Annotated in this window: 7 protein-coding genes; 5 read left to right on the top strand and 2 right to left on the bottom strand. The window is 37.2% G+C overall.

Annotated elements, in window-relative coordinates:
* Window positions 1–122: 122 nt before the first annotated feature.
* Genes ACGLXV_RS07665 through ACGLXV_RS07655 form a run of 3 tightly spaced genes read left to right on the top strand, consistent with a single transcriptional unit; the run spans window position 123 to window position 2,681 of the window.
* Window positions 123–818 (top strand): response regulator transcription factor, encoded by a 696-nt coding sequence (locus ACGLXV_RS07665; RefSeq protein ID WP_391558161.1) that lies wholly within the window; start codon window positions 123–125, stop codon window positions 816–818.
* Window positions 802–2,196 carry a sensor histidine kinase gene (locus ACGLXV_RS07660; protein WP_391558160.1) on the top strand — a complete coding sequence of 465 codons (1,395 nt, stop codon included), beginning with the start codon at window positions 802–804 and terminating at the stop codon, window positions 2,194–2,196. Before ACGLXV_RS07665 ends, ACGLXV_RS07660 begins: the two co-directional genes overlap by 17 nt.
* Before the next feature lie 35 nt (window positions 2,197–2,231).
* On the top strand, window positions 2,232–2,681 hold the full coding sequence (locus tag ACGLXV_RS07655; protein WP_391558159.1) for a FixH family protein: 450 nt from the start codon (window positions 2,232–2,234) through the stop codon (window positions 2,679–2,681).
* Here ACGLXV_RS07655 and ACGLXV_RS07650 read toward each other — a convergent pair.
* Complete coding sequence (locus ACGLXV_RS07650) at window positions 2,678–3,085, bottom strand: Hsp20/alpha crystallin family protein (protein ID WP_119708808.1); 408 nt, start codon at window positions 3,083–3,085, stop codon at window positions 2,678–2,680. The two genes, ACGLXV_RS07655 and ACGLXV_RS07650, sit on opposite strands and share 4 nt — an antisense overlap.
* Window positions 3,086–3,099: 14 nt before the next feature.
* Window positions 3,100–3,576, bottom strand: coding sequence for an Hsp20/alpha crystallin family protein (locus ACGLXV_RS07645; RefSeq protein ID WP_391558158.1), 477 nt, complete (start codon window positions 3,574–3,576; stop codon window positions 3,100–3,102).
* A 157-nt stretch (window positions 3,577–3,733) separates the two neighbouring features.
* Between ACGLXV_RS07645 and ACGLXV_RS07640 the strand changes: the two genes are divergently transcribed.
* Together ACGLXV_RS07640 and ACGLXV_RS07635 are read left to right on the top strand one after the other, a co-directional pair.
* Complete coding sequence (locus ACGLXV_RS07640; RefSeq protein WP_391558157.1) at window positions 3,734–4,507, top strand: SDR family oxidoreductase; 774 nt, start codon at window positions 3,734–3,736, stop codon at window positions 4,505–4,507.
* 110 nt (window positions 4,508–4,617) lie between these two features.
* Window positions 4,618–5,934: a TrkH family potassium uptake protein gene (locus ACGLXV_RS07635; protein WP_391558156.1), complete on the top strand. Its 1,317-nt coding sequence runs from the start codon at window positions 4,618–4,620 to the stop codon at window positions 5,932–5,934.
* Window positions 5,935–6,000 lie beyond the last annotated feature (66 nt).

Raw genomic sequence — 6,000 nt, 5'->3', positions numbered from 1 at the left:
CTAATTGTAGCGGGCTACGATAGTGATGATATTCATTTCATCACGAAAAAAGATTTAAGCATAGGGAAGTCAGTCAAGGTTGGCAAAGGCCCCTTTCAAATAATCATTAGGGAGATTGACTAATGGAAAAGCAAATTCAAGTTCTCATCGTGGATGATGAGGAGGATATGAGGCAGTTACTGAAGATGTATCTTGAGAATGCTGGTATGATTTGTTCACTTGCCGCAAATGGTGAGGAGACGTATAAATACGTTACTGGCAATCACTTTGACATTATCTTACTGGACATTATGATGCCTGGGGATGATGGATTTGTTGTTTGTGAAAAACTTCGTCATGTATCAAATATACCCATTATTTTTCTATCGGCAAAGGGAGAAGAATGGGATAAAGTGAAGGGGCTCAAAACTGGGGCAGACGACTATATTGTAAAGCCATTTAGCCCTGGTGAACTTGTTGCTAGGATACAAGCGGTTCTTAGAAGAAGTCATACATTTAAAGATGAAAATGAAATTGTTAAGGCAGGTATCATTTTTATTGATAAGAATGCTCGTAAGGTAATGGTTCAACATGAACATATTGTTCTGACATTAAAGGAATATGAAGTACTTCTTTTTTTGATCGAGCACCACGGTCAAGCGCTGAGTAGAGAACAACTTCTTGAACAGGTGTGGGGGTTAGGGTATAGCGGAAGTCTTCGTACAGTTGATACACATATAAAAACTTTACGAATGAAGCTCGGAAAGGCTGATTACATAGAAACGGTCTGGGGAATCGGTTATAAGTTTGAGGTGCCTGCTAATGCAATTTCATCCTAATACCCTTTCAAAGAAATTATGGATTTTTGTTACAACAACCATTATTATAACCATTGGCTTTTCGTTTTTATTATCAAATTTTTTCTATGAAAAATTATATGTTGAAAATGTAAGAAGAGGGTTATTGGAAGAAGGAACAAGGCTTTCTGCTGAATATGAAGGTGGACCTTTATCGAGCGAATTAATTGAAAAAGTAGAATGGTACAATTCAAAGAACGAATCAGAGGTGTTTATTGTTAGTAACCCAAAAGAGTTAAGCGCTTGCTTACCTTATGAAATCGATTACGATACCATTATCGGACCGGAAGAAAGAGATCAGTTACTCAGTGGGCAATCTGTCGAAAAAATGGGGTATGAAGAGCGGTTTGATCGAGACGTTATGGCCGTAATCGTCCCTTTAACTGATTCGAATCGACTTGAGGGGATCATTTATTTATATGTGCCCTTAGCAAAAATCTCAGAGCTTACAAACGATTTTTCGGTCATTGGTCTGGTAGTCGGGTTACTCTTTGTCATTATGTCTGTTTACATAGGGACCATTTTTGTAAAGAAAATAACAAAACCCTTAGAAATCATGAAACATGCTGCTGAAAAAGTAACAGCAGGGGATTATTCAGCTAGAGTACCCGTCTTTTCTAAAGATGAAATCGGCCAGTTAGGAACCGCCTTTAACCTCATGTCGGTATCGATACAAAAAGAAGATGAAAGAAAAAAAGAATTTTTAGAAGATGTATCTCATGAGCTACGTACCCCCATTAGTTATGTGAAGGGTTACAGTGAGGCACTAAAAACGGGTCTTGTAAAGACGTCCCAAGAGCAAGAGCGGTATTTAGCATTAATACATAGAGAAGCAAGCCGAATGGAAAGGCTTGTTGGAGATTTACTTGATTTATCGAGGTTCGACTCTGAAGATTTTCGTTTAGAATTACGTCCATTACCATTAGCTCAGCTTGTTGAGGATTGTCTGGAAAAATACAGTCCGACACTCCAACAGAAGGGCTTGCTACTAAACTCAGACCTAGATCCTGACATTATTGTAAATGCTGATGAGGGCAGAATAGAACAGGTGATTCAGAATATCGTAGATAATGCAATAAATTATACGGAGCAAGGTCGTATCAACGTTCTTCTATTAAAACATGACAAAGGGTGTATCCTTTCCATAAAGGATACAGGCATTGGTATTCCTAGGGAAGATATTCAAAGAGTCACTCAGAGATTTTTCCGTGTGAACAAAGCACGAACTAGAAGCGATGGTGGTACGGGTCTCGGGTTGGCTATTTCCAACAAGTTAATACAACTACATGGAGGCACGCTTGAAATAGAGAGTGACCTTGGAGAAGGAACGTGTATCTCTATCGTTCTTCCCGTTACCTAAAATATGAGATGGATAATCTGAAAGGAGTAATAGGAATGAAAAAAGGATTAATTTTTATTATGTTCACATTTTTAATTATGAGCTTAGCGGCTTGTGCGCAAGAAGAGGATGAGACTCCACAGTTTTTAGATGTACAGCTGACGATTACTCCAGAACATGCCGAAAAAGGGCAGCAGGTTGTTTTTGAAGCGAAAGTAACCTATGGGGAAGAAGAGGTTACCGATGCGGATGAAGTTGCCTTTGAAATATGGCGTGCAAATGACGAAAATCATGAAAAAATAGAAGTAGAGCACAATGAAAACGGAGTGTATTCCCTAGAAAGAACGTTTGATATGGATGGAACGTATTATGTATACGCCCATGTTACTGCAAGAAGCATGCACAATATGCCTAAAAAAGAGTTCGTTGTGGGTACAGCAAGTGAAAAAGAAGAGGACACATCTTCCTCAATGATGGATGAAGAAGAGGACCATAGTGGTCATTAATCCTCTCTTTGAATAAATAAAACGACCTCTTCGTTTTCTACTGGTAGTTTAATGGTTAATATCCCATCTGTTAGAGAATAACGTATTCCTTCTTTGTTAATGTGAGAAGGAAGCGTTATTTTTTTTTCAAATGTAAGATGTGGTCTTTCCTTCATGTGATAACGCATGCCCTCTTTCATAGTTCGGCATGTACCGGTTAAGATACAAATCTCTTTCTCTATTCTTACATGTATATCACCTATTTTAATGCCAGGTACCTCTGCTTCTAGAATAAAGCCTTCATCATCTTCATATAAATCACAGCGAGGAAAATTTTTTTGTTGCAGCTCCATCGTCCATTTCATTGTGGACTCAACTTCTTTTCTCCAAGATGATTCTAAGTTACAGTCATAATTAAAGAACATCACATGGTCACCCTTTAATAAATTTCTTTTACATCAATTTCTGAGTATTGAAAATCGGTGCTTTTTGGAATCTTTACTTCAAGTACGCCATCTTTATATGTTGCGACTCCACCTTTTTTCTTCACTGTTGCTGGTAAGGTGTATACTTGACGTTCCGATTCAATTGGGAAATTTTCAATGATAAGCTGATTCGACGTATGACAAACTTTAATTTTATTAAGGCAGTCTTCGTCCTTAATGGGAATCATAGCAAATACGAAGTCATGTGTTTCAAAAATATGAGCAGAGTGAGTGTCCTTTTTTATAGAGTTCGAATTCTGGTTGCTTTGTGAATTTGTAGCAAACTCAGGAGAAAATCCGGCACCATTCATTCCTTGGCTAAACACTTTACTCATGGTCTCCTGAACGTATTTCTCGACATCCTGAGGTTTCATTCCTTGAAAACTACCCTTCATATCCTTTCCGAAGGGGAACATATTCCATGGAAACATTTGTACCACCCCTAATTATAAAAAATCTCCACTACATCTTATGCAATAACTTAGGTATGGTTAAATACGATTAAGACACTTTATATTTGCATTCAAGCGAACTTCTTTTTAGTATATTTATTAGAAAACAAAATTTATTTATTGTGAGGTTATTGATTTGAATTCAAAAACAGCTTTGATTACAGGGGGAGCGACGGGTATTGGGAAGAAAATCGCCGAGGAGCTTGCTCAAAGAGGAATAAATCTCGTTGTTAACTATCGAAGCAGTGAAAATGAAGCGATTAACCTTGCAGAAGGATTAATCGCCGAATATGGAATCAGGATTGAACTCATCCAGGGTGATGTTTCTAGTCAGCAGGATTGTATAAAAATTTGTGAACATATCAAACAAAAAAATATAACGATAGACATACTCATACATAACGCGGGGCCTTATATTCATGAAAGGAAAAGACTAACTGATTACTCGGTTGATGAATGGAATTATTTAATTAATGGTAATCTAAACGCGGTGTTTTATTTAACAAAAGAATTAATTCCTAATATGAGACAGCAAAAGTGGGGAAGAGTCATAACCATTGGATTTGATAGGGTGGAAACAGCACCAGGCTGGGTTTATCGTTCAGCTTTCGCTGCTGCAAAAACGGGTTTAGCAAGTTTAACAAGAACCCTTTCTCTTGAGGAGGCTGAAAACGGTATTACAGCAAATATGGTATGTCCGGGGGACATTACTGGTCTTTGGAAAGAGACGAATATACTAGAGGCAACATCGCAAGTTTTAACAAGTACACCAGTTGGTAGGCCAGGGACGGGAGAAGATATCTCAAGGGTTGTCGCTTTTCTAATTGACGACCAGTCGAGCTTTATAACCGGTAGTATTATCCCTGTAACAGGAGGGGTGGACGTTCTCGGGAAAGTTCATAATAAATGACTCTTTACAGTATTGTCAAAGAGGTATAGTATATTGTATTATTTACGATATCATTGGAATACTATTCCAATGATATTTTTCGTTTTATATCTTAATAAAGAAGGGTCTTTATGAACAAAACCATAAAATTAACGCCTGCTCAATTATTAATTTTCGTTTTTATCTTTTTTATCTTCTTAGGAACGATTCTTTTGCTACTACCGTTTTCAACAAATAAACCACTTACATTTATTGATGCGTTGTTTACGACCGTTTCAGCCATGACGGTAACAGGATTAGGTGTAGTTGATACAGGAACACACTTCACGTATGTAGGACAATTTATTATCGCATTGCTCATACAGCTTGGTGGATTAGGGATTATGACCTTTTCTGTGTTTATTTTTATTGTTCTAGGAAAAAAGATTGGATTTAAACATCGACTGATCATGCAACATGCTCTTAACCAAGTAAATATTGGTGGGGTTATAAAGCTAGTTAAGAATTTGTTCTTTTTTTCTATCACCATTGAATTCATTGCAATGATTATACTTGCACTTCGTCTTGTTCCCGAATTTGGTTGGAAAAAAGGGCTATTTTCAAGCTTTTTTCACTCTATTTCAGCGTTCAACAATGCTGGTTTTGCCCTGTGGCCGGATAATCTTATTCAGTTTGTGGGAGATCCTATCATCAATATTATTATTAGTGCGCTTTTCATAATTGGTGGACTTGGATTTACCGTTTTAGTTGATTTAAAGGAAAAGAACTCTTTTTCAAAACTTAGCCTACACAGTAAGATGATGATTGTAGGGACGTTAGTCATTAATGTCGTATCTCTTCTGCTTATTTTTGCATTAGAGTATAGAAACCCACATACTCTTGGTAGCTTAACAACCGTAGAAAAGTTTTGGGCATCTTACTTCCAAGCAGTTTCACCAAGAACAGCAGGTTTTAACACCATTGATATTGGTTCAATGAATGATCCAACGATCTTTTTTATAACCATCCTAATGTTTATTGGTGCCGGTAGTGCTTCTACAGGTGGTGGGATTAAGTTGACCACCTTTATGGTTATTTTGTTTTCCACGTTTTTCTATTTAAGAGGACGAGACGATATTCAAATCTATAGGAGGAATATTCCTTCTGGTTATATTGCGCGAGTGACAGCAATTGCTATGACCAGTGTTCTAATCGTGGTGCTAGCCGTTTTGCTTATCAACATAATAGAGCCTATCCCATTTTTACCATTATTGTTTGAAGTAGTATCTGCATTTGGAACAGTTGGGTTGTCCATGGGCATAACTGCTAGCTTGACTGTTCTCGGAAAATTGATCATCATAATTGTCATGTTTATTGGGAAAATCGGCCCGTTAACATTAATGTTTATGCTTGCAAGACCGCAAAAATCGAATTACAAATATCCAGACGAAGAAATATTAACTGGTTGAGTAAAAAAGAAGGATCCTTGTATCCTTCTTTTTTCTTAGGATCATTTATAGTAAAATAGTATGAGG

This window comes from Robertmurraya sp. (assembly GCF_036676585.1).
GTDB lineage: Bacteria > Bacillota > Bacilli > Bacillales > Cytobacillaceae > Robertmurraya_A.
Note: the sequence above shows the minus strand (reverse complement) of the source record. Positions and strands in the feature narration are given on the sequence as shown.